Below are 18665 nucleotides of genomic sequence, written 5' to 3' on the forward strand. Positions count from 1 at the left end.
GGCGTTGAAAGTAGTCATTTGCTTTCGGCCTGTTTCAAAGCCAGCACGTCTTTGGGCGTGACCATGTCGCCTTTGTTATTGCCCCAGGCGTTACGCTCGTAAGTCACCACGGCGGCGATATCCACTTCCGAGAGTTGTTTGCCGAAGGCTGCCATCGCGGTGCCGGGCTTACCGTGGAAGACGATGCCCAGGTGATCGGCGGCGGGGCCGGTGGCGATTTTCGAGCCCTTGAGCGCCGGGAACATCGGCGGCAAACCTTGGCCCTCAGCCTGGTGACAGGCAACGCAGGTGGTGTGATAGACCTTGTCGCCACGGGCCACCAGTTCGTCCAGCGTCCACTCTTTGGAGGTCAGTTCCTTGAGCTTGGCCGCTTCTTCCTTGCGCTCGCCGAGCCAGGTGTCGTAGTCGGCCCTGGACTTGACCTCGACCACGATGGGCATGAAGCCGTGGTCTTTGCCGCAAAGTTCGGCGCACTGGCCGCGGTAGATGCCGGGTTTCTCGACACGGGTCCAAGCCTCGTTGACGAAGCCCGGGATGGCATCGCGCTTGACCGCAAAGGCCGGCACCCACCAGGAGTGGATCACGTCGGCGGCGGTCACCAGAAAGCGCACCTTGGCACCCACCGGCAGCACCAGCGGCTGGTCGACCTCCAACAGGTAATGTTCGCCCTTGGTGGCCTGGTTATGAATCTGCTCGGCGGGCGTGGCCAGGTTGCTGAAGAACTCCACATCCTGGCCCAGGTATTTGTAGTGCCACTTCCACTGGTAGCCGGTGACCTGGATATCGATATCCGACTCACTGCTGTCGTAGATGTTGATCAGGGTCTTGGTCGCCGGAATCGCCATGGCCACCAGGACCAGCAGGGGCACGACCGTCCAGAGAATTTCCACCGTGGTGCTCTCGTGAAACTTGGCCGCGACCTGGCCCGTGGAACGCCGGTGCAAAATCATCGACCAGAACATCGCGCCAAACACGACGATGCCGATCACCACACAGATCCAGAAAATGGTCATGTGCAGGTCAAACACGGCGTGACTGACTTCAGTAGCCCCTGGCGCCATATTCGTTGTCCAGGCGGCGTGCGCCTGGCCGAATACCGACCACAACAGGAGGCCCATCCATACGTGTGGATGTCGCGTCATTGCGGGTTCCCCTTTATGTTTCTTGTTATCCCGCCGGTTTGCACCTGCGGCCAAGGGAGCGGCTTCCATACTGCTTACAACCGCCAAGCCTTGCCTGCGCCATGCAGTTGGGCGTCATCAGCTAATTGCGTACAAAACCGAGTATAGACAGCCCTAGCAACCCCGCAATGTGTGGGGGCAAATGAATAGAAACAGACAGACGGACCCCGTAAAATGGGCGGCGGAATCGTTTATCCGACGAACGATGGCATTTCGATATAACGCCTGCCTATAACCATGAAATAATTATGACAAATGCGTCTTAGGCGCTCGTATAAACGAACTACCTTATCCTCTCCCTTTTCCTACGCCTGTTTCACTGGAGCCTTCATGAACACCGCCGCATTGCGCGAGCAGATTTCCCGTGCCCATCAACACGAAGCCAGCACCGGCCAACTTGCCACTCAGTTGGGACAACAATTGCCGCACCTGCACTCGGCCATTTCCCTGGCTGACGGTGATCGCAACATCGTTATGACGCGCTTTGTCACCGCTTACATCGACCTGGTTCCCGATTTGCTGGACGCTGCCAATGACGTGGCCCGCGAGGCCGGAATTGAAAGCCAGATCAAGCCGGTGCTGAAAATCGCCGAACACTTCTTCCTGCAACCCCCCGCGATCCTGGCCGGCCACGAAGGTCTGGACGGCCTGCTGGACGAAGCTTACCTGGCCCATCGCTTGGTGGAGGAGGTCAACGATCTGTATATCAAGCATTTCGGCCAGCCGTTGATTCCGGCGGATACCACCGTGGCCAACGTGATTGCTCATCAATTGATCGGCGAAACATTCGCCAACCAATTGGATGAAGCCGTACACCACGCAGTGGATGAAATGCTCAACGAAGACAGCTTTGCGCTGGAGTCGGTCGAGGCCTATCGCGAACAGCTCAAAAGCCCGGAAACAGAAGCGGCGTGGAAGCGCTGGCCATGCCTGTCGCGCCAGCTTGGGGTTGAGCTGACGCTGGATCAGCCTGCATAAAACTGCCATTTTACGGCGATCAAATGTGGGAGGAGGCTTGCTCCCGATTGGGGTGTATCAGCCAAAGAGATTTTGACTGGTCCACCGCTATCGGGAGCAAGCCCCCTCCCACATTTTTTTGATCGGGTTTCGTCAGGTAACGGACGGCGCCGAACCTATCCCCACCGTTGTGCGTACCCGACCTTCCAACCGGCGCTTCAATCCCCGTGCCTCGATCACCAGCGTCGAGCCCTTGGCCGCATTGGCCCGCCCCCACTCCTCCAGCAATTCCAGACAAGAGTGGTCGATGTAACTCAAGTTACTCAGCGGCACATGCAACGTGGTCCCCGCAGGCACCGCCGACAGCACCTGAGTCAGCGCCGGCACTTTCAGAAAGGTCGCCGCACCCGTCAAGCGTAGCTCCATCTCCCCCTCTTGAGGCAGGTCGATCAAGCTGACTTTCAGCCGCGAAGCCTTGAACGCCAGTTTGAGCAGCGTAAGTCCGAAGCCCACCAGCACACCGGTCAGCAAGTCGGTGAAGATGATCGCCAGTGCCGTGGCCGCATAGGTGAACATCGGCATCCGCCCGTAACGCCCCAGCGCCTTGAACGCCTTGACGTCCACCAGCTTGATCCCGGTGTACACCAGCACACCCGCCAGGCTCGCGACCGGAATGCTTTGCAGCACGCTCGACAGCAAGAGCACGAAGCCGAGCAACCACAGGCCATGGAACATCGCCGACAACCGAGTGGTAGCCCCGGCCTGGACGTTGGCCGAGCTGCGCACGATCACGCCGGTCATCGGCAGGGCACCCACCAGGCCGCAGAGCATGTTGCCGACACCTTGGGCAGACAACTCCTTATCGAAATCGGAACGCTGGCCGCTGTGCATACGGTCCACCGCTGCGGCAGACAGCAGGGTTTCAGCGCTGGCGATAAACGCTACGGCGAAAGCTGCGATCAACAGCTGTGGGTCGGCCAGGTCGAGCAGATCGCTGGGGCGCAGCCAGTCAATGGCATCCGCGAGATTTTCCGGGACCTCCACGCGCTTGACCTGCAGGGCCAGCACCAGGCTGGTGACGGTCGCCAGCCCCACCCCCAGCAGGGCGCCCGGCACAAAACGCAATTGCCGCGGGCGGAATTTGTCCCACAGGTACATGACCAACATGGTCGACAGACCGAGCAGGCCGGCCTGCCACCCGAGCCCGCCACCCAAGGTCGGAAGCGCTTCAGCCACCGCCGCCGGGAAGCCTGCCAGGTTATCCAGCCCGGATGGCTTGGGCGCCCCATCAAGCATCACATGGATCTGCGAAAGCACAATCAACACGCCGATCCCCGCCAACATGCCGTAGACAACCGCCGGCGCCGTGACACGAAACCAGCAACCCAGGCGCAAACGCCCGGCCACCAGCTGCAGGAAGCCGGCCAGCAGCAGGATCGGCCCCAGCATCATCATGCCGTGTTGGCGCACCAGTTCGAACACCAGTACCGCCAAACCCGCCGCCGGGCCGCTGACTTGCAGCGGCGACCCCGCCAACCAGCCCACCACCAGGCCACCGATGATCCCGGTGATCAGCCCCTTGGCCGGCGGCATACCGGATGCGATCGCAATGCCCATGCACAGCGGCAAGGCAACCAGAAAAACAACCACCGAGGCGAGCAGCTCTCGTGGCAAAACAGCTTTCAATTGAGCAGCACGCATGATGACTCTCCCGAGGCATTCGCCGGGCGCGGTAAAGCCTGGCTGCGTCCATGGCAGCCACCGCGTTACCCGGCAGGGAAGTGTTTTAGAAGCGCGCTTTAGGCGTCGCTGAAGGGATCGGCTCGGTGCCGTTCAGCGGTCGGAACGCCGCTTTGTCCGCATCGTAGGCCCGAATTTCGCTGGTCTCGATGTTGTAGATCCAGCCATGGATAAACAAATGACCATTGGCCATGCGCGAAGCCACGGAAGGGTGGGTGCGCAAATGTTGCAGTTGGGCGATAACGTTTTCTTCGGTCAGCACCGCCATGCTCTCGCCTTCGTTGGCGCAGTCGCAGTTATCATGGACCATGGTCTTGGCGACCTCGGCGTGACGCAGCCATGCCTTGACCGTCGGCATCTTTTCCAGGCTGTCTGGGTTGAGTACCGCGCGCATCGCGCCGCAGTCGGAGTGCCCGCACACAATGATGTGCTGTACACCAAGGGCAAGCACAGCATACTCGATGGCCGTGGAGACACCACCGTTCATTTGGCCGTAGGGAGGCACCACGTTACCGACGTTACGGGTCACGAACAGGTCGCCCGGGGAGCTTTGGGTAATCAGCTCGGGCACGATGCGCGAGTCGGCGCAGGTAATGAACATTGCCCGCGGGCTCTGGGCCGTGGCAAGTTTCTTGAAGAGTTCTTCCTGCTGAGGGAAGACGTCGTGATGGAAATGCAAAAAACCGTCAACGATGTGTTGCAGCGCTGCATCGGCGGACTCCGCCACAGGGGCTGAAGCCGACGCAGCCAACGGCTGTTTATCCTTGTCACTCATGATTCATCCTCTTGATCAATGCAGGGGAGGGTTCAGGTCAGTTCGACGCCAGGGCAGTGAAATAGTTGTAAAACCACCGCAGAACAGGGCACCGACTCGTCAGTCACTCGCTGAACAAGGTAACCGCTGAAACTTAACTCAAACTGAATGAAACGCTCTAGATCGCGGGTTTCAGTGATGTCAAAAGGCGACTATTCCTACGGTAAATTCACCGCCATCTTCTTCAGTTTACAACAATGTCATCTGTCTGCCCGGTGGGCAGAATGCGGTGCAATCCAGGTTGAATCCTTCGCGTCGGTTCAGCCCCAAACGCTTGATCGCCTTGCTGAAGCGTTGAGCCAGCAAATCGGCAAAGGGCCCTTCACCCCGCATGCGCACACCGAAGCGGCTGTCATACACCTCACCACCGCGTACCTGACGCACCAGGCTCATCACATGAGCCGCACGCTGCGGGTAGTGTGCCGCCAGCCACTCCTCGAACAGCGGCGCCACTTCCAACGGCAGGCGCAGCATCATGTACGCCGCGCTTTGCGCACCGGCCGCATGAGCCTCGGTCAGCAGGTTTTCCAGCTCACTGTCGTTGATCATCGGAATCATCGGCGAGCACAACACACCCACCGCAATACCCGCGTCGCGCATCACCCGAATGGCCCGCAACCGCGCCTTCGGCGCCGCCGTGCGTGGCTCCAGGATGCGCTTGAGCTCGTCATCCAGGCTGGTCAGGCTGATCATCACCGCCACCAGGCGCTGACGGGCCAACTCGGTGAGCAGGTCCAGATCACGCAGGATCAGCGAGCCCTTGGTGATGATCGTCACCGGGTGACGGTAGCGTAGCAGCACTTCAAGGGTTTGCCGCGTGATCCTGTATTCGCGTTCGATAGGCTGGTAGGGATCGGTGTTAGAGCCCAGGTTGATCGGCGCGCACACATAGCCAGGCTTGGACAGCTGCTGCTCCAGCACATCGGCCGCATTGCTCTTGGCAATCAGCCGGGTCTCGAAGTCGAGCCCCGGGGACATGTCCCAATAGGCATGGCTGGGCCGTGCATAACAATAGATGCACCCATGCTCACAGCCGCGGTAAGGGTTGATCGAGCGATCGAACGGCAAGTCCGGCGAGTTGTTGCGGGTGATGATGGTCTTGGCCGTTTCGATACGCACTTCGGTGCCTTGAGTGGGCGGCACCTCCTGGTACCAGCCATCGTCCTCGGCCACGCTGACCGTAGGTGCAAACCGGTTGTGCAGGTTGGTGGCCGTGCCCCGACCCCGGGGCGGCAGCGCAGTAGTCATGAAAACGCCTCGATACTGTTTTTATATACAGTATCGAGGCGCGGGGTTGCTGACCAGTGCCGTTGGGCGGCTAGAGTGGGATCAGTGCTTTTGCGTCACCTGCCCCAGATCATCGCCCGACGTGGTGCGCATATCGCTTTTGCGCAGGCCTGCCACATCGCTGGCGTTTACCGGCGCCCCTTGGTTGCCCCAGCTGCCACGGATAAAACTGACCACATCGGCCACTTCCTGGTCCGACAGGCGCCAGGCGAATGCCGGCATGGTGAAGGTGGACGGCGCGGTATGCGTCGCCGGCAAGGTACCGCCGTTCAACACAATGTTGATCAACGACGTGGCGTCCGCCGTCTGCACGACCGGGTTACCCGCCAGCGCCGGGAACACCCGCGTATAGCCATGACCATCGGTGCGGTGGCAGGCCGCGCAGTTGTCGATATACACCGAGGCGCCCGGCTTGCTGTCATCACCTTTCCAAAGCGCCTCGGCCACCTGCTTGTCGTACTGGTGCGGCTGATCCTTGGGGTCCACCGCCGGCAGGCTCTTGAGGTAACGGGCGATAGCGGTCAAGTCATCTTCTGACATGTACTGCATGCTGTGGACGACAACATCGCTCATACCACCGAACACCGCACTGCGGTCACTGCGACCGGTCTTGAGAAACTGCACCAGTTGCTCTTCGCTCCAGCTGCCGAGGCCGTCCTTGTGGTCGCCACGCAGGCTTTTCGCAATCCAGCCCTCCAACGGCGCGCTGCCGGACAGGAAGTCGTTGCCGTCAGTGGCGCTCAGGGCTTTTTCCTGCATGGTCAGGGCACGCGGCGTATGGCAGGCGCCGCAGTGTCCCAGGCCTTCCACCAAGTACGCGCCACGGCTGATCACCGGATCCGCTGCGGCTGGTGACGGTTGCGCCTCGACCGCCGGCGCAAACATCCAGCGCCACGCGGCCAACGGCCAACGCATACTCAAAGGCCAGGGGATATCGCTGTCCTTGTTCTCTTGGGCGACCGGCTCGACGCCCTTCATGAAGTACGCATACAGCGCTTGCATATCGCTATCGCTGACACGCGCGTAGGACGGGTAGGGCATCGCCGGGTAAAGCGTACTGCCGTTCTTGGCGACGCCATGGCGCACGGCCTTGTCGAAGTCTTCGAAGCTGTAGTCGCCCAGGCCGGTCTTGTCTGGGGTGATGTTGGTGGAGTAGATCACGCCGATGGGTGTTTCCATCGGCAGGCCACCGGCGAAGGGTTTGCCGCCTTTGGCAGTGTGGCAAGCCACGCAGTCGCCGGCACGTGCCAGGTATTCACCCTGCTTGATCAAGTCAGATTCCGCAGCGCTCACCGAGCAGCTGCTGAAGAGCGCCAGGGAGGCGATAACGAGTGCTTTCATGGTCATCGCTCCTTATGCCTGAACCAGTGGGCCGGGGTTTTTCAGGTACTGCTCGCGGATTGCTCGAGCTGACCAATAGGTCAAAGCTGCCACCAGGCCGGTAGGGTTATAGCCCAAGCCCTGTGGGAAAGCAGACGCGCCCGGGACGAACACGTTGTGCACATCCCAACACTGCAGGTAGCGGTTCAACGCACTGGTTTTCGGGTCGGTGCCCATGATGGCGCCGCCGTTGAGGTGGGTGGTCTGGTAAGAGGCGGTATTGAAGTGATCACCGACTTTTTTACCCAACACGGCGATGGCCTTGGGGTTCATCGCCTGTGCGACCTTGCCCATTTTCTCGACCATGAAGCGGTTCATCTTGATGTCGTTTTCCTGCCAGTCGAACGTCATGCGCAGCAGCGGCAGGCCGTAGGCATCGCGGTAAACCGGATCCAGATCCAGATAGTTACTCCGGTAGGATTGATGGGCACCGTGGGCATCCATCGACACCTGGTGGGTGTAGTAATCGGCGGTGGCACGCTTCCAGGCGCTGCCCCAGGCCGGCGTGCCCGGCGGGTTGGAAGTACCGGCAATCGGCCGGCTGCCCGCCTGGTTGACCCACATCGGCGAGCCCCCCACGAAGCCGTGGGGGCCGTGGTCGAAGTTGTCGGCGTTGAAGTCGTCGATGGCCACGCCATTGCCGCCCGCGCCAATGAAGTTGTTGGTGTGGGTGTCCTTATCAAAGAACGCCTTGATGGTGCCCATGTTCTGGTAAGCGAAGTTGCGGCCTACCACGCCCTCATTGGTAATCGGGTCGTAGGGTTTGCCGATGCCCGACAGCAACATCAGGCGCACGTTATGGAACTGGAACGCGCCCAGAATCACCAGGTCTGCCGGCTGTTCGCATTCGCGGCCCTGGGCATCGATATAGGTCACGCCAGTGGCTTTTTTCTTGGTGCTGTCGAGGTTGACCTTGAGTACGTGGGAATTGGGCCGCAACTCGAAGTTGGGCACCTGGCGCAGGGCCGGCAGGATGTTCACGTTCGGCGACGCTTTGGAATACATGTAGCACACGTAGCCACTGCAAAAGCCGCAGAAATTGCACGGTCCCATCTGCGCGCCGTAGGGGTTGGTGTATGGCCCCGACGTATTGGCCGACGGCAGGTTGTAAGGCTTGTAACCCACCTCCGTCGCTGCTTTCTGAAACAGTTGTGCGGAGACCGTATTCTTCTGCGCCTCCAACGGGAACGGGTTGGAACGATCCGGCGCGTAAGGGTTGCCCCCACGGCCTTCGCCTACCAACTGACCTTTGACCGTCCAGGCCTGCCCGGAGGTACCGAAGACTTTTTCCGCATAGTCGAAAAACGGCTCCAGCTCTTCATAGCTGACGCCGAAATCCTGGATGGTCATGTCCTTGGGAATGAAGTTCTTCCCGTAGCGTTCCTCGTAATGGCTGCGCATACGCAACTCGATCGGATCGACACGAAAATGCACGCCCGACCAGTGCAGCCCCGCGCCGCCCACGCCGTTACCCGGCAGGAACGCACCGAGTTGACGGTTGGGCAGGGCCACATCATTCACACTATGGCGAATGGTTACTGTCTCTTTGGAAATGTCCTGGAACAGCTTCTTACGCACGCTGTAGGTCAATTCGTCGATGACCTGGGGATAGTTGCCGTCCGGATAAGTGTCCTGCATCGGGCCGCGCTCCAGCGCTACCACGTTGAGGCCTGCTTCCGTCAGCTCCTTGGCCATGATCGCGCCGGTCCAGCCAAAGCCTACAATCACCGCATCCACTTTCTTCATGATGGTCGCCACGTTTATGCCCTCTCGCCGCGAATGGAAACAGCCGGGAAGGGGTATTGCTCGTTGCGTTCCACCCAATCCATGAAGTCGGCGCGGGCGCCGGGGAAGCCGATCATGGTCCAGCCGACCATGCCTTTATTGCCGCCATGGATCGGGTCGCAGAAGAAACCTTCCTTGGTGTTTTGCAGCAACAGGTTAAAGAACATCTTTGGCGGCACGGCGTCGAAGTGCGCGGCAACTTCGCTGCCGCCGGCCTCCAGACGGCGTAGCATATCGTCTCGGGTAGCGCTGTCTTGCGCAGCAAAAGCCTTGCCGTTGAACGCTTTCGACCAAGCGTCCGTTGCGGCGATACCCAGGCGATAGATTTCCTTGGGTACCAATTTGCTCTGCCAGCCCATTTCCGGCGGCGCATCGGCGTTGAAGGGACCTTGCATGAACCACAGGGCGCCGCTGGCGTAAGGGGTGTTCATCTGGCGGTCGATATATTCCGGCGCGCCAGCTTCCAGTGCGCCAGGGCCTTGGGCATCAGCCGGAATCAAGCGCTCGACGGCGGCGTTGATGAACGCCCATTCCTCGGCCGTGAAATAACTCGGCTCATAGGCTTTATCGCTCGTCGCAGGTTTGGCCGGCGCCGCTTGGGCAGGCTCCGGCGTGGCCATCAGCATCGAACCACCCAGGCCGGTGCTGGCAACCGTGACCACCGGGATCAAGGTCAAGGATTTGCGTAGAAAGTCACGCCGGGGGTTGTCTTGATCTTGATCAGACATGGGTATACCTCATCATGTGGGCACGGGTTTGGCAGCCGCTTCTGTGAACGGCTTGTCTTTTTTTAGCGGCATATTGGATACAACCGATCCAATGAGATAGATCGCAGCCGCAATCAATAGTTACAAATGATAGCAGGCTAAGGATGCCGAGGAGAGATTCAGCGACCTAAGTCGCATAAATGGGAGCAAAACAGTGGGAGGGAGCTTGCTCCCGATGGCGGTGTATCAGTAACCAATCAGTTGGCTGACACACTGCTATCGGGAGCAAGCCCCCTCCCACTTTTGGTACGCGTAAGGGTTGTCAGTCTTTTTTTAGCTTGGGATTGGGGAAGAACTGCACCGCCTGCACTTTTGGATCCGCCGGCGCTTTCAATGCCGATGTATTGACCCGCGTGCCCAACTCCTTGGGCACCGAAAGCCCCTGATCATTCAACGTATCGGTATACCCGCAGGCCACGCATTCGCGGTGCGGCACGCTGTCTTCGGTCCACATTTTCAACTTGTCCGGCTCACTGCACGCCGGGCAGACCGCCCCGGCGATAAATTGCTTTTTGGTAATCACAGGCGCTTCACTCATGCTGCCGCGTCGTCACTCAGGCCGCTGTGGCGCAAGAGTGCGTCAATCGACGGCGCCCGTCCGCGGAAGTCGACGAACAGCACCATCGGCGCCTGGGAACCGCCACGCGCCAGGATCGCTTCGCGAAACGCACGCCCGGTCTGGGCATTGAGCACACCGTCTTCTTCGAACTTGGAGAAGGCATCGGCCGAAAGCACTTCGGCCCATTTGTAGCTGTAGTAACCCGCCGCATAACCACCGGCGAAGATGTGTGCGAAGCTGTTGGGGAAGCGGTTGTAGGCCGGCGGACGCATCACCGAGACTTCATCACGTACACCTTCAAGCACCTGCGCCACGCTGCGGCTATCGCCATGAGTGGCGTGCAGCTCAAAGTCGAACAACGAGAACTCCAGCTGACGCACCATCATCAGGCCGGACTGGAAATTCTTCGCCGCGAGCATTTTTTCCAGCAGATCCTGGGGCAGGGGCTCGCCGGTTTCATAGTGGCCAGAGATCAGCGCCAGGCCCTCGGGCTCCCAGCACCAGTTCTCCATGAATTGGCTCGGCAATTCCACCGCATCCCACGCCACGCCGTTGATCCCGGATACACCGGCGTGCTCGACGCGAGTCAGCAGGTGATGCAGGCCGTGGCCGAATTCGTGGAACAGGGTGGTGACTTCATCGTGGGTCAGCAGCGCAGGCTTGCCGCTGTCGGCTGGCGTGAAGTTGCACACCAGGTTGGCGACCGGGCTTTGCAGCACGCCGTCGACCGTGCGACGACGATCGCGGGCACCGTCCATCCAGGCACCGCCACGCTTGTTGGCGCGGGCATACAGGTCGAAGAAGAAGCGCCCGACGTGCTCGCCATTTTCTTTGATTTCAAACAGGCGAACGTCCGGGTGCCAGGTGTCGAAGCCCTTCTGTTCGGCAATCTCGATGCCGTACAGGCGTTGCACAATGGCAAACAGGCCGCCCAGCACCTTGTCGATCGGGAAGTAAGCACGCAGGGCTTCCTGGGACACGCTGTAGCGCTGCTCACGCAATTTTTCGCCATAGAAACCGCTGTCCCAGCTTTGCAGGTCGGCGCAGCCTTGTTCGGCGGCGTAAGCCTTGAGCTGTTGCAGATCCTGTGTGGCGAACGGCTTGCTGCGTTTGGCCAGGTCCCGCAGGAAGCTCAGCACCTGGTCGCTGGAGTCGGCCATCTTGGTCGCCAGGCTCAGCTCGGCGAAGGACGCGTAACCCAACAATTGGGCCAGTTCCTGACGCAGGTCGAGAATCTGTTCCATCACCGGGCCGTTATCGTTCTGACCGGCATTCGGGCCCTGGTCCGACGCACGGGTGCAGTAGGCCGCGTAGACCTCTTCACGTAGGGCGCGGTCCTGGGCATAGGTCATCACGGCGTAATAGCTGGGGAATTCCAGGGTGATCAGCCAGCCGTCGAGGCCCTTGGCCTGGGCGGCGGCAGCCATTTGCGCCTTGGCCGAGTCGGTCAGGCCGGCGAGGGTGGCTTCATCGGTGACGTGCTTGGTCCAGGCCTGGGTAGCGTCCAGCAACTGGTTGGAGAATTTGCTGCCCAGCTCGGAAAGCTTGCTTTGCACTTCGGCGTAGCGCTTTTGCTGCTCCGGCGGCAGGTCGATACCCGACAGGCGGAAATCGCGCAGGGAGTGTTCCAGAATGGTTTTTTGCGCCACGTCGAAACCGGCGGCCTCGGGGCTGTTGGCCAAGGCGTCGAAAGCCTGGAACAGTTCACGGTTCTGGCCCATCTCGGTGGAGTAGGCACTCAAGGCGGGCAGGCAAGCCTCGTAGGCTTCACGCAACTCCGCGCTGTTGCACACTGCATTGAGGTGGCTGACCGGGCTCCAGGCAGCGCCAAGGCGGTCGTTCAGTTCATCCATGGCCAGGACCAGACCGGCCCATGTCGGATTTTTGCCCTGGCTTTGCAGGATGTCTGCGATAGCCACACGGTTGTCGGCGAGGATCTGTTCGATGGCCGGCTGGACGTGCTCGGCACGGATCGCCGAGAACGGCGGCAGGTCGTAGGACTGCAAAAGAGGGTTGTTCGCGCTCACGGTTGGCACCTTGGCTGAAGAAACATGTAAGAACAAAGATGGGGCCATCTTAATTACAATCAACACCCACCGCAGCTATCAGCAGAAGAGAGAGAGGCTATCGTGACCCTTCGCACCTATCAGAACCACACGCCAACCCTGGGCGCCGGGGCTTTTGTCGATATTTCGGCGGTGGTGATCGGCGATGTCGAAATCGGCCCCGACAGCTCGGTTTGGCCGCTGACCGTGATTCGCGGCGACATGCACCGCATCCGCATCGGCGCACGCACCAGTGTGCAGGACGGCTGCGTGTTGCACATTACCCATGCAGGGCCGTTCAATCCTGATGGTTTCCCGCTGCTGATCGGCGACGACGTGACCATCGCCCACAAGGTCATGCTGCATGGTTGCACGGTGGGCAACCGCGTCTTGATTGGCATGAGCAGCATCGTGATGGACGGCGCAGTGGTCGAGGACGACGTGATCATCGGCGCCGGCAGCCTGGTGCCACCCGGCAAGAAACTCGACAGTGGTTTTTTGTATGTGGGCAGCCCGGTTAAACAGGTCCGCGCGCTGACTGACAAGGAGCGCGCCTTTTTCACCTACAGCGCTGCGAACTACGTGAAGCTCAAGGACCTGCACCTGGCAGAAGGATTCGATCAATGACCCTCAACCACCCAACGGTCCTCTTCGACCTGGACGGCACGCTCACCGATCCGCGTGAGGGCATCACCCGTTCGATCCAGTACGCCCTTGGCAAATTGGGCATCGACGAACCTGACCTGACCAAGCTTGAACACTTCATCGGCCCGCCTCTGCTGCAAGCGTTCATGCACTTCTACGGTTTCGACGAGGCCAAGGCCTGGGAAGCGGTGAATTTCTACCGCGAGCGCTTCAAGGTCACCGGGCTGTATGAAAACCGCGTGTTCGACGGCGTGATGCCATTGCTGGAGGAACTCAACAGCCAAGGGCGCCAACTGTACGTGGCCACCTCCAAGCCATGGGAATTTGCCCGCGAGATTGCGCGGCATTTCGACTTTGCCAAGCACTTCAAGGTGATTTACGGCAGCGAACTGGACGGCACGCGTACCAACAAGGTCGAGTTGATCGCCCACTTGATCCGTGAGGAAGGGCTGGACCCGGCCACAACCTTGATGATCGGTGATCGCAAGCATGACCTGATCGGCGCACGCAGCAATGGGTTGGATTCGGCGGCGGTAGGGTATGGGTTCGGCAGTTTTGAAGAGTTGAGTGCCGAAGCGCCGACCTGGCACTTCGAGACGTTGGCACAGATGCACCAGGCATTTTTGCAGCGCTCTTGAAACCGCTTTCGCGAGCAAGCCCGCTCCCACACTTGAATGTGTTCACATATCAAAATGTGGGAGGGGGCTTGCCCCCGATGAGGCCCTAACGGCCAACCCCTTCCAACTGCCTCAACGCCGCCTTGCGCTGCGCCACCGGCAACCCGCCCAACCTCTCCACCGCCTTATAAAACCTCACCCAATCCCCACCCTCCTGCGCAAACAACGCCGCAAACGCCGGCACCCACCGGTCATACAGCCCGAATGGCAACAGTCGCGCATTGTTCATCGGCTGGTTGATCCAAGCGTCATAGCGCTTGTCGCCACCCCATTGGCTATCACGCATCTGCCGGTATTCAGTGCGCAAGCGCTCGAACTGCGCGGCCTTGGCCTGCCGCATCACCTGCGCCGCCAACGGCTGCGCATACAACGCCTCCAGGCGTTTGCGGGTATCGAGAATCAGCCGGATGAATTGATCGCGTTGCTTCAACGCCGCATCGCTGACAGGCGCCAGGCCCCGTGCCGCCCGCCACTGACGGGTGCCTTCCTGCTCGACGAACGTGGCGAATGACTCGTTGAACTCGGTGTCATCCTTCACGTAGAAACGCTGGTGGGCCAGTTCGTGGAAGATCAGAGTCGCGAGGCGCTCATCACCCCAACTCATCATCGAACTCATGATCGGGTCGTTGAACCACCCCAGGGTGGAATAGGCTTCGACGCCACCGATCGACACGTCCATGCCTTGTTGCCGCAACAGCGCCGCCTCGCCACGCGCCGCGCCTTGGTTGTAGTAGCCGCGATAGGCAACGCAACCGGCGATGGGAAAGCAGTGGTTTTCAGGAGCCAGAGAAAATTCCTGCGTGGCGAAGACATTCCAGACCACATAGGGCCGGCCGATATCGGCGTATAACCGGTAGCTTTGATTATCCGGCAGATGCAAGTGCTCACTGGCAAAGGTGCGAGCTTTTTGCGATTGCACGAGATGCTCGCGCAATAGTTGAGGGCGAGTCTGGTCGGCGATAACTTCGGCAACCGGCTCCCGGGCCCGCAATAACTGCCACTGACCGCTCGCCAACTGACTGTAATAACTGACGCTGGAACAACCGCTGAGTAGCACAACCATCAACCCTGGAAGAAAACACCTGATCATGCACCGACTGCTCCTGGGTGATTTATTCGCCAGACTATCGCGCTTGAACGGGATTTTTCCATGGCGCGGCATGTTTATACTCAAGCCTCTTCTCGCGTTGAGTACCTGCCATGCGTCAGTTTCCATTGCCCGTTGCCGCCCTCCTGCTCAGCGCTTGCACTTCGGCCCCCATCCCGCCTGTCGACCCGCAACAGGCCTGGGTGGATTTCACCACGCCGACGCCGGGCTCCAAATTGGTCATGGCTCAGCGCCTGGACGGGAAAAACCTCAACGACGGGCGCTTCTTCCAAATGCCTCCCGGCCCTCACGAGCTGATGGTGCGCTTTGACTTTGAAGTGCCCGCCGGCGGCGGTTTGGGGGGCCTTAGCCAGATGATGTATCGCACCTGTTTCATGACCCTGCAGTACGACCATTTCCAGGCCGGCCAACGCTATGTGCTCGAAGGTCGCTCGCTCGCGTTCACGCCCAACATCCGGCTGTATGACTCAGCGCGCCAGTTGCTGGCCGAAGAACGCAGCGTCAACTGCATCTGAGTCAGTCGTTGTTTTTCTGATAGATGATGCGCTTGGTACCGTTTTCACACGAACCGACGATCATGGCTTCGTCATGGTTCTTGGCTTCTTCGGCAGTGATGATTTCCAGGGTGTAGGACGGAATCGCCTTGGCCTGGATCTTCACTTCGATTTCTTTCCTGAGCTCTTCACAATCTTTTGGCGCGGCCACGGCCGAAGTGGCCAATACACCGCAGATGATTGCCAAGGCAAAACGTTTCATGTGTGTAGCTCCCTGAATGCGCTGCGCACGAGTGTGCGCCTAGGCTGCATGGGCTATTCGACCACATTTTACAAACACGAGTTCTGATTTAACGCACAACTGAAAATGTGGGAGCGGGCTTGCTCGCGAATACGGAGTGTCAGTCCCCGAGATATCGGCTGATCCACCGCATTCGCGAGCAAGCCCGCTCCCACACAAGAGTACTGCTGTGTCAGTTGACCAGCGTGGCATCCAAGGTGATGGTTGCATTCAGCACTTTGGACACCGGGCACCCTTCCTTGGCCTTTTTGCTCAGTTCATCGAACTGCGCCTGGCTCGCGCCCGGGATCTTGGCTTTGAGGATCAGGTGCACGGCAGTGATCGCGAATCCGCCCTCGACCTGGTCCAGGGTCACTTCGGCCTGGGTATCAATGCTGTCAGCCTTGAGCCCGGCATCGCCGAGAATCATGGAAAACGCCATGGAGAAACAGCCGGCGTGAGCTGCGCCGATAAGCTCTTCAGGGTTGGTGCCCTTGCCGCCTTCGAAACGGGCCTTGAAGCCGTAGGGCGCTTCGCGCAGCACGCCGGTTTCAGTGGATATGGAACCCAGGCCTGTCTTCAGATCACCTTCCCAATGCGCGGATGCCTTTTTAACGATACTCATAGCTTTCTCCTCGAACGGTGGTTTTGCGTCAGTAAGGGTTCTGAGGATAGACCCGTGGGCAAAGTTCACCTTGTCGGAAAAACCTAGCGAGACAGTAGGAAATTTCGGAGCCACCTATTGAATCTCGGGTATATGCCCTCATTGCATAGAGTATGCACATGCAGCGGCAGGTTTTAGCTCGTTTAAAAAAGCCTGTACGCCCTATTGGAGAAGCAGGCTGATGAAATCGCTGTCCGACGTAAAGTTTTCGACCCTCGACCTGGTGCCCGTGCGTGCCAATGGCAGCCCGGCGCAGTCGCTGCGCAATTCCCTGGACTTGGCCCAACACGTGGAAAAGTTCGGCTACAACCGCTTTTGGGTAGCTGAGCACCACAATATGGACGGCATCGCCAGTTCTGCCACTTCAGTATTGCTCGGCTATCTGGCTGGCGGCACCTCGACCATTCGTGTCGGTTCCGGCGGCGTCATGCTGCCTAACCACGCGCCATTGGTGATTGCCGAACAGTTCGGCACTCTGGAAAGCCTCTACCCCGGCCGTATTGACCTGGGCCTGGGCCGCGCGCCCGGTTCTGACCAGATGACCGCTCGCGCCCTGCGCCGTGAACGTTCCGGCAGTGCCGATGACTTCCCCGAAGACGTAGCCGAACTCATGGCCTACCTGGGCCCGCGTACGCCCGACCAACGGGTGATCGCCGTACCGGGCACGGGCACCAATGTGCCAGTGTGGCTGTTGGGTTCGAGCCTGTTCAGCGCGCAATTGGCCGGTGAGCGTGGCTTGCCCTACGCCTTCGCCTCCCACTTCGCACCGCGCCTGATGCATGAGGCGATTCGTGTGTACCGCAATCACTTCAAGCCTTCGGCGGTACTGGACAAGCCCTACGTGATGCTCGGCATTCCACTGGTGGCAGCCGATACCGATGAACGGGCCGATTACCTGGCCACCTCGATGTACCAACGCATCCTCGCGCTGATGCGCGGCCAGAGCCTGGTGCAGCGCCCACCGGTAAAAACCATGGACGGCTTGTGGCTGCCCCATGAAAAAGACGCGGTGGGTAGCTTCCTTGGCCTGGCCATGGTGGGTAGCCCGGCGAAGATTCGCGCCAAGCTGGAGGTGTTGATCGAGCAAACCGGTGCCGATGAGCTGATTTTTACCAGTGACCTTTATGAGCACGCCGACCGGATTCATTCCTACGAGCTGCTGGCACAGGTGATGAAGGGCTGAAATCCAAGCGAAAAAAACCGACGCACTTGCGTCGGTTTTTATGTCTGGAGCACGGAATCAACCGCGCTTGTAGACAATTTCCTTGGTGTCGCCGCCGCACGTCCCTACGACGTCACCATCCGCTGCGGCGCCTTTATCTACGATTTCCAAAGAGTAATGCGGTACGCCCTTGGCATCGATTTTCGCTGCGATCTCGCTTTTCAGCTCCTCACAGTCCTTGGCTGCCATCGCCGTACCCGCAATGCTCAACAAACCCACCGCCAACAGAAACTTCTTCATCCGTTACTTTCCTTGCGCTGATCAAAAAGAGCGTGCCAACGCTCATCGCATCGGCACGCATTCGTTGTAGCGCAGGTTATGGCAATCGGCCAGCGGGCAAAGTTCAACTGAGCGGATTAACTACTCGCAATTCGGAACCCCACTTTCAGCGTGACCTGGAAGTGCGCGGCCTTGCCATCCTTGATGTGACCACGGGTTTCAGTCACCTCGAACCACTCCAGGTGCTTGATGCTTTTGTTGGCTTCAGCCAGAGCATTGTTGATTGCGTCTTCGATGCTGGTGGTGGAAGAGCCCACCAGTTCGACTTTCTTGTAGGTGTGATGATCACTCATGGCGTTTCTCCTATAGGTCGTCAATCAAGACTAGCAGCGAATGTGCTTACTGCTTCTGGCGACCGCTGGGAGGTGAAAGTTCAGAATTACTGCACTTTCTGAAACCGGCGCAGTCGGTATCTACACACGCCAATCAATCACTTCAGGAGATGTCCACATGGCCAACACTTCTTTACGCAAAGCGTCGCTGGAAAGCATGGAAGCCGAGATTTCGAGCCTGCTCAAATCTCTGGAGAGCCTCAAGGACGACGCGTCCGATGAGTCGCGCAAAACGCTGAAGGCCCTGAAAAGCAATGCCGAGAACGCCCTCAAGCACTCTCGCCACCTGATCAGCGACGCCTATGAAGAAAGCAAAGTCAAAATTCGTGAAACCAGTGCTGCCACCCGTGACTATGCACAAGAGCACCCATGGACTACCGCCGGCGTTGCCGTAGGTGCACTGGGCTTGCTGGCAGCCTACCTGCTGTGCAAGCGCGGTGACTGATTGA

At 59.4% G+C, this 18665-nt stretch carries 20 protein-coding genes; 6 read left to right on the forward strand and 14 right to left on the reverse strand.

What is annotated here, in order from left to right; translation table 11 throughout:
• Window positions 1–14: 14 nt before the first annotated feature.
• Window positions 15–1142: a cytochrome c oxidase subunit II gene (gene coxB, locus TK42_RS09325; RefSeq protein WP_103734081.1), complete on the reverse strand. Its 1128-nt coding sequence runs from the start codon at window positions 1140–1142 to the stop codon at window positions 15–17.
• A gap of 369 nt (window positions 1143–1511) precedes the next feature.
• On the opposite strand from coxB, the gene TK42_RS09330 reads away from it, so the two are divergent.
• The gene (locus TK42_RS09330) at window positions 1512–2159 is read left to right on the forward strand and encodes a hypothetical protein (RefSeq protein WP_103734082.1); all 648 of its coding nucleotides are present in this window, start codon (window positions 1512–1514) and stop codon (window positions 2157–2159) included.
• 132 nt (window positions 2160–2291) lie between these two features.
• Here TK42_RS09330 and TK42_RS09335 read toward each other — a convergent pair whose 3' ends face one another.
• The 8 genes from TK42_RS09335 to prlC form a co-directional block, all read right to left on the reverse strand.
• Window positions 2292–3839: a SulP family inorganic anion transporter gene (locus TK42_RS09335; protein ID WP_103734083.1), complete on the reverse strand. Its 1548-nt coding sequence runs from the start codon at window positions 3837–3839 to the stop codon at window positions 2292–2294.
• 85 nt (window positions 3840–3924) lie between these two features.
• The gene (locus tag TK42_RS09340; protein WP_005783421.1) at window positions 3925–4653 is read right to left on the reverse strand and encodes a carbonic anhydrase; all 729 of its coding nucleotides are present in this window, start codon (window positions 4651–4653) and stop codon (window positions 3925–3927) included.
• A 228-nt stretch (window positions 4654–4881) separates the two neighbouring features.
• Window positions 4882–5940, reverse strand: a complete 1059-nt coding sequence (locus TK42_RS09345) for a PA0069 family radical SAM protein (protein ID WP_032878571.1) — start codon at window positions 5938–5940, stop codon at window positions 4882–4884.
• 81 nt (window positions 5941–6021) lie between these two features.
• Entirely contained in the window at window positions 6022–7320 is a 1299-nt protein-coding gene (locus TK42_RS09350) for a cytochrome c (protein ID WP_103734084.1), read from the reverse strand.
• A gap of 12 nt (window positions 7321–7332) precedes the next feature.
• Entirely contained in the window at window positions 7333–9117 is a 1785-nt protein-coding gene (locus tag TK42_RS09355) for a GMC family oxidoreductase (RefSeq protein ID WP_005783418.1), read from the reverse strand.
• Window positions 9118–9119: 2 nt separating this feature from the next.
• A complete protein-coding gene (locus TK42_RS09360; RefSeq protein ID WP_032878573.1) occupies window positions 9120–9872 on the reverse strand; it encodes a gluconate 2-dehydrogenase subunit 3 family protein in 753 nt (250 codons plus the stop codon).
• Window positions 9873–10173: 301 nt separating this feature from the next.
• On the reverse strand, window positions 10174–10449 hold the full coding sequence (locus tag TK42_RS09365) for a YheV family putative zinc ribbon protein (RefSeq protein WP_032878575.1): 276 nt from the start codon (window positions 10447–10449) through the stop codon (window positions 10174–10176).
• A complete protein-coding gene (gene prlC, locus TK42_RS09370; protein WP_103734085.1) occupies window positions 10446–12497 on the reverse strand; it encodes an oligopeptidase A in 2052 nt (683 codons plus the stop codon). Before prlC ends, TK42_RS09365 begins: the two co-directional genes overlap by 4 nt.
• Before the next feature lie 102 nt (window positions 12498–12599).
• Between prlC and TK42_RS09375 the strand changes: the two genes are divergently transcribed.
• Complete coding sequence (locus TK42_RS09375) at window positions 12600–13142, forward strand: gamma carbonic anhydrase family protein (RefSeq protein WP_005783413.1); 543 nt, start codon at window positions 12600–12602, stop codon at window positions 13140–13142.
• Window positions 13139–13798, forward strand: coding sequence for an HAD family hydrolase (locus TK42_RS09380; protein WP_103734086.1), 660 nt, complete (start codon window positions 13139–13141; stop codon window positions 13796–13798). Before TK42_RS09375 ends, TK42_RS09380 begins: the two co-directional genes overlap by 4 nt.
• Before the next feature lie 85 nt (window positions 13799–13883).
• Here the strand turns inward: TK42_RS09380 and TK42_RS09385 are convergent, their stop codons facing one another.
• Window positions 13884–14927, reverse strand: coding sequence for an aminopeptidase (locus tag TK42_RS09385; protein WP_103734087.1), 1044 nt, complete (start codon window positions 14925–14927; stop codon window positions 13884–13886).
• 110 nt (window positions 14928–15037) lie between these two features.
• On the opposite strand from TK42_RS09385, the gene TK42_RS09390 reads away from it, so the two are divergent.
• Window positions 15038–15460 carry a hypothetical protein gene (locus TK42_RS09390; RefSeq protein WP_005783410.1) on the forward strand — a complete coding sequence of 141 codons (423 nt, stop codon included), beginning with the start codon at window positions 15038–15040 and terminating at the stop codon, window positions 15458–15460.
• A gap of 1 nt (window position 15461) precedes the next feature.
• Here the strand turns inward: TK42_RS09390 and TK42_RS09395 are convergent, their stop codons facing one another.
• Both TK42_RS09395 and TK42_RS09400 read right to left on the reverse strand, forming a co-directional pair.
• Entirely contained in the window at window positions 15462–15701 is a 240-nt protein-coding gene (locus TK42_RS09395; protein WP_003187312.1) for a DUF1161 domain-containing protein, read from the reverse strand.
• 211 nt (window positions 15702–15912) lie between these two features.
• The gene (locus TK42_RS09400) at window positions 15913–16344 is read right to left on the reverse strand and encodes an OsmC family protein (protein ID WP_003187311.1); all 432 of its coding nucleotides are present in this window, start codon (window positions 16342–16344) and stop codon (window positions 15913–15915) included.
• A 220-nt stretch (window positions 16345–16564) separates the two neighbouring features.
• Here TK42_RS09400 and TK42_RS09405 point away from each other — a divergent pair, with 220 nt between their 5' ends.
• Window positions 16565–17566 carry an LLM class flavin-dependent oxidoreductase gene (locus tag TK42_RS09405; protein WP_103734088.1) on the forward strand — a complete coding sequence of 334 codons (1002 nt, stop codon included), beginning with the start codon at window positions 16565–16567 and terminating at the stop codon, window positions 17564–17566.
• Between the two features lie 57 nt (window positions 17567–17623).
• Here TK42_RS09405 and TK42_RS09410 read toward each other — a convergent pair whose 3' ends face one another.
• Both TK42_RS09410 and TK42_RS09415 read right to left on the reverse strand, forming a co-directional pair.
• Window positions 17624–17845, reverse strand: coding sequence for a DUF1161 domain-containing protein (locus tag TK42_RS09410; RefSeq protein WP_103734089.1), 222 nt, complete (start codon window positions 17843–17845; stop codon window positions 17624–17626).
• Between the two features lie 116 nt (window positions 17846–17961).
• Window positions 17962–18177: a dodecin gene (locus tag TK42_RS09415; RefSeq protein WP_005783406.1), complete on the reverse strand. Its 216-nt coding sequence runs from the start codon at window positions 18175–18177 to the stop codon at window positions 17962–17964.
• A gap of 157 nt (window positions 18178–18334) precedes the next feature.
• On the opposite strand from TK42_RS09415, the gene TK42_RS09420 reads away from it, so the two are divergent.
• Complete coding sequence (locus TK42_RS09420; protein ID WP_003187304.1) at window positions 18335–18661, forward strand: YqjD family protein; 327 nt, start codon at window positions 18335–18337, stop codon at window positions 18659–18661.
• The last annotated feature ends 4 nt before the right edge of the window (window positions 18662–18665 follow it).

This window comes from Pseudomonas sp. GZJR-8, assembly GCF_002916705.1.
Lineage (GTDB): Bacteria > Pseudomonadota > Gammaproteobacteria > Pseudomonadales > Pseudomonadaceae > Aquipseudomonas > Aquipseudomonas synxantha_A.

What these genes read in the sequence shown, in the direction of transcription:
- TK42_RS09390 (WP_005783410.1), top strand. Translation starts at nt 15,038, where the DNA reads ATGCGTCAGTTTCCATTGCCCGTTGCCGCCCTCCTGCTCAGCGCTTGC.
- TK42_RS09410 (WP_103734089.1), bottom strand. Translation starts at nt 17,845, where the DNA reads ATGAAGAAGTTTCTGTTGGCGGTGGGTTTGTTGAGCATTGCGGGTACG.
- TK42_RS09385 (WP_103734087.1), bottom strand. Translation starts at nt 14,927, where the DNA reads ATGATCAGGTGTTTTCTTCCAGGGTTGATGGTTGTGCTACTCAGCGGT.
- TK42_RS09420 (WP_003187304.1), top strand. Translation starts at nt 18,335, where the DNA reads ATGGCCAACACTTCTTTACGCAAAGCGTCGCTGGAAAGCATGGAAGCC.
- TK42_RS09400 (WP_003187311.1), bottom strand. Translation starts at nt 16,344, where the DNA reads ATGAGTATCGTTAAAAAGGCATCCGCGCATTGGGAAGGTGATCTGAAG.
- TK42_RS09340 (WP_005783421.1), bottom strand. Translation starts at nt 4,653, where the DNA reads ATGAGTGACAAGGATAAACAGCCGTTGGCTGCGTCGGCTTCAGCCCCT.
- coxB (WP_103734081.1), bottom strand. Translation starts at nt 1,142, where the DNA reads ATGACGCGACATCCACACGTATGGATGGGCCTCCTGTTGTGGTCGGTA.
- TK42_RS09365 (WP_032878575.1), bottom strand. Translation starts at nt 10,449, where the DNA reads ATGAGTGAAGCGCCTGTGATTACCAAAAAGCAATTTATCGCCGGGGCG.
- TK42_RS09360 (WP_032878573.1), bottom strand. Translation starts at nt 9,872, where the DNA reads ATGTCTGATCAAGATCAAGACAACCCCCGGCGTGACTTTCTACGCAAA.
- TK42_RS09395 (WP_003187312.1), bottom strand. Translation starts at nt 15,701, where the DNA reads ATGAAACGTTTTGCCTTGGCAATCATCTGCGGTGTATTGGCCACTTCG.
- TK42_RS09345 (WP_032878571.1), bottom strand. Translation starts at nt 5,940, where the DNA reads ATGACTACTGCGCTGCCGCCCCGGGGTCGGGGCACGGCCACCAACCTG.
- TK42_RS09335 (WP_103734083.1), bottom strand. Translation starts at nt 3,839, where the DNA reads ATGCGTGCTGCTCAATTGAAAGCTGTTTTGCCACGAGAGCTGCTCGCC.
- TK42_RS09405 (WP_103734088.1), top strand. Translation starts at nt 16,565, where the DNA reads ATGAAATCGCTGTCCGACGTAAAGTTTTCGACCCTCGACCTGGTGCCC.
- TK42_RS09330 (WP_103734082.1), top strand. Translation starts at nt 1,512, where the DNA reads ATGAACACCGCCGCATTGCGCGAGCAGATTTCCCGTGCCCATCAACAC.
- TK42_RS09380 (WP_103734086.1), top strand. Translation starts at nt 13,139, where the DNA reads ATGACCCTCAACCACCCAACGGTCCTCTTCGACCTGGACGGCACGCTC.
- TK42_RS09350 (WP_103734084.1), bottom strand. Translation starts at nt 7,320, where the DNA reads ATGAAAGCACTCGTTATCGCCTCCCTGGCGCTCTTCAGCAGCTGCTCG.
- TK42_RS09415 (WP_005783406.1), bottom strand. Translation starts at nt 18,177, where the DNA reads ATGAGTGATCATCACACCTACAAGAAAGTCGAACTGGTGGGCTCTTCC.